The organism is Candidatus Methylomirabilota bacterium (assembly GCA_036005065.1).
In the GTDB taxonomy this organism is placed as follows: Bacteria; Methylomirabilota; Methylomirabilia; order Rokubacteriales; family DASRDR01; genus DASYQW01.
Genome location: DASYQW010000304.1, coordinates 1 through 3,305, shown reverse-complemented (window position 1 = coordinate 3,305; position 3,305 = coordinate 1). Strand labels below are relative to the sequence as shown.

Below are 3,305 nucleotides of genomic sequence, written 5' to 3'. Positions count from 1 at the left end.
GTGGATCGAGTTGGTGTAGGGGAAGAGCTGCTTGATCCCGACGATCCCGATGGCCTCGTCCGACTCGGCGAGCTTCACCATCTCCTCGAGCCAGCCGGGCTGGGGCAGGGTGTCGTTGTTGAGGAACAGGAGATAGGTTCCGGTGGCCTGGTGCGCCCCGATGTTGTTCGCCTTGGCGAAGCCGAGGTTCGTCGGATTTCGCTGATAGCGGACGGGCCCCGCCAGGCCGGCGGGCTGGCCGAAGTAGGCGGCGGTCCCGTCGGTCGATCCGTTGTCGACGACGATGATCTCGTACGGCCGGGCGGCCGAGGTGTACCGCCAGATCCGGTCGAGACACTGGCGGGTGAAGGCGAGCTTGTTGAAGACCGGGATGATGATCGAGACGTCGATGGGGCCTCGGCCGCTCGCGCTCATCGGGTCTGGCTCACCTCCGCGCCGCCGCGGATCTCATCATACGTCAGAAGGTGAGCCGCTTCACGAGCCGGCGCAGGCGTCGATAGCGCAGGAGCCAGCCGACGTGCCTGGGCTCGCGCAGCGTCCGCTGGAGCGCGCGGTCCGCCTCCCGCGCGAGACCGAAGAGCCGCGCCCCCAGGATCACCCGGAGACGCGGCGCCCGGGAGACACCGGGTGCCAGCGGCGGGCGCCGGCCCTCGCCCAGCCAGCGGCGGTAGAGTTTCCTCTGGAGCTCGGCGAGCTCCCGGGAGTGGGCCGTCACGTACTCGAGCTTCAGGAGCCCGCCGAGCAGCGCCTGGGCGGCCGCGACCGTCTCTCGATCGGCCACGTCACGGTACCACTCGTCGACCCGCCCCCGGGTCCGCTCGACGGCGAAGATGAGGGCCAGCAGCCGATGCCGCGCCGCGCGCAGCGGGTCCGGCTGCCCTCCGCGCGCGGGGCCCCGCGGGACGCCGGGCGAGGCCGGCTCTCCCATCGCCTCGAGCGTCCCCTCGAGGGCGCGGAGGAGGCCGTCGGTGTGCGCGTCGAGGGCTTTCACCCGCATGATCGCAGCCGGCTCTCCCCGGAGCGTCTCGACCGCGTCCGTCCAGTCGGCGATCCAGCGCACGTCGAGGATCTCGTCCAGCTCGGGGTGCTTCCGGTAGAACACCACCGCCATCTGGCCCACGTGGTACTCGCGCCGGGCGAAGCTTTCCAGGTCCATCCAGTGGTCATGGTAGGCGAGGGCGTCTTTCCAGTAATGGATCGCCAGGCCCCGCGGCCCGAGCCGGTACGCGAACTCGCCGTCCTCGAACGCCGCGTACCGGAAGCACGGGTCGAACCGGACGCCCGCCCGCAGGGCCTCCCACAGAAACCGCCGCTTGAGCGAGATGTTGCTCGTGTAGAAGAACTTGAAATCGGGGGGCGTCTTCCCCGAGAGGTAGTGATAGGCGAACTGCTGCCCCCCTTCGCCGCACACGTGCTCCATCACGGGATTCGGCGAAAGCCACGGGGGCCAGTCGATGTGTCCGAGAATCGCGGCGCCGGGCGCGGGGTAGCGGGTGTGCGCCAGCAAGTGCTGCTCCAGGAGCCGCTCCTCGGCGATGATGTCGTCCCCGATGAACAGCACCACCTCCCCCTGCGCCAGCGCCATCGCCGCGTTCCGGGCCGCTCCCGGCCCCTGGTTCGGCTGCCGGTGGTACCGCAGCGGAAAGCCGAACGTCTGCCCCGCCAGCGCCGCCTCGGTCCCGTCGGTCGACCCGTCGTCGACCACCACCACCTCGAACGTCCCCGGTCCCACCGTCTGCTTCTCCAGCGCCTCCAGGCACTTGAGCAGCGTCTCCTTCCGGTTGTAGGTCGGGACCAGCACGCTCAGCCGATACGTCGCGCGCGGCGTCTCCCCGCCCGGCATCCCCTCCGGCAGCCCCTCTCCCCTCGCCGCCCGCCGCTCGAGCGCCTCCACGATCTCCGTGAGCCGCCGCGCCGTCGCCTCCCAGCTGTAGCGCTCCAGCACCACCCGCCGCCCGGCGGCTCCCACCGCCCGCGCCGCCTCCGGGGCCTCGTACACCGCCCGCAGCTGCCGCGCCAGGTCCCCTCGGTCCGGCTCCGCCCACAGCGGCTCGTTCGTGATCCGCAGGCTCCGGCTGTCCAGACACTCTCCCATCGGCGAAAGCGCGAAGCGCACCGGATAGCAGGTCGCCGGCGTGCAGTACTCCGTCGGTCCCCCGAACAGCGGCGTGATCACCGGCAGCCCGCAGGCCAGGGCGTCCAGGAGCTTCATCCCGAACCCCTCCCCCCGGTGCGCCGACACGAAGGCGTCGGAGGTCCGGTAGAGCTCGATCAGCGCGCGCTTGGAGGTGAACTCCGGCCGGTACTCGACCCGGGCCCGGCCGCCGCCCCGCCGGATGAGGTCCCGGAGGGTGGGGTCGGCGGCCCCGACGCCGTAGTCCCGCACCGTGAGGACGACGGGGTCCCGAGGGCCGAAGGCCTCCCAGTAGGCCTCCAGCAGGCGCGCCGTCCCGTACCGGGCAAGATCGTGCGAGTTCGTCACCGTCAGGAACCGGAACCGCTCGGCCGCCGGCGCCGCCGGTGGGCCGACCTCGTGCACCTCCCGCGCGTACCCCAGCGGCAGCACGTCGCAGTCCTCCGCCGGGACCCCGACCTGGGCCAGCACCTCCCGGCAGAACCCGGTCACCGCCAGCTTGTGCGTGTGCGTCTGCCGCAGGCTCTGGAGCCAGTAGTCCCACGGCTGCCGCCCGGGCTGCCCGAACCGGTAGTTGATCACGAACAGCTCCAGGTTCACCCGACCCGAGAGCGTGAGCTCCAGGTGCTGCGGCCAGTAGTGCGCCCACTTCAGCTGGATCCCGTCCGGATCCGGCGGCGCCGCCATCAGCCCCGCCAGCTCCCGCCGCGCCTCCGCGTCTACCGTGTCGGTCAGCGGCCCCGGCCGCAGGGACACCGCCCGCCCCAGCCGCCGGAGCGCCAGCGCCAGCTCCGCCACCACCCACACGAGCGCGCTCGGCTGGGAGAGGTCGTCGAGGAAGGAGAACGCGGGCAGGGTCGTGCGATCGGACACGGGGATCACCTGATCGAGCGCTCGGTCGCGCCCTGGGCCTCGGCCCTCACCCGACGTTGGATCGCTAGCAGCCTTGCCCCTGGACCGTCGCCGTCACGGAACCCTGGAGGGTATCCGCCGTCAGCACGTAATTGGTCGTGCACTTCGGCGCGACGTCGGCGGTCCCGGTCGGGGCGGCCACTCCGCCGACGCCCGAGATGGTGATGCTGGTGGCGCGCGCCACGGTCCAGGCCAGCACGCTCGGCGTCTGGTGGGGCGTCGCCGCGAACGACGCGAACGCGGGCGGATTCGAGTTGTT

General features: G+C 71.8%; 3 protein-coding genes. All 3 read right to left on the bottom strand.

All coding sequences use genetic code 11. From position 1 onward, the window contains the following. Positions 1-414, bottom strand: a 414-nt coding sequence (locus VGW35_21000) for a glycosyltransferase family 2 protein (GenBank protein ID HEV8310149.1), incomplete at its 3' end; no start/stop codon positions are given. Between the two features lie 43 nt (positions 415-457). Further along, a complete protein-coding gene (locus VGW35_20995) occupies positions 458-3,007 on the bottom strand; it encodes a glycosyltransferase (GenBank protein HEV8310148.1) in 2,550 nt (849 codons plus the stop codon). 64 nt (positions 3,008-3,071) lie between these two features. Then, the coding region (locus VGW35_20990; GenBank protein ID HEV8310147.1) for a hypothetical protein at positions 3,072-3,305 on the bottom strand (234 nt) is incomplete at its 5' end.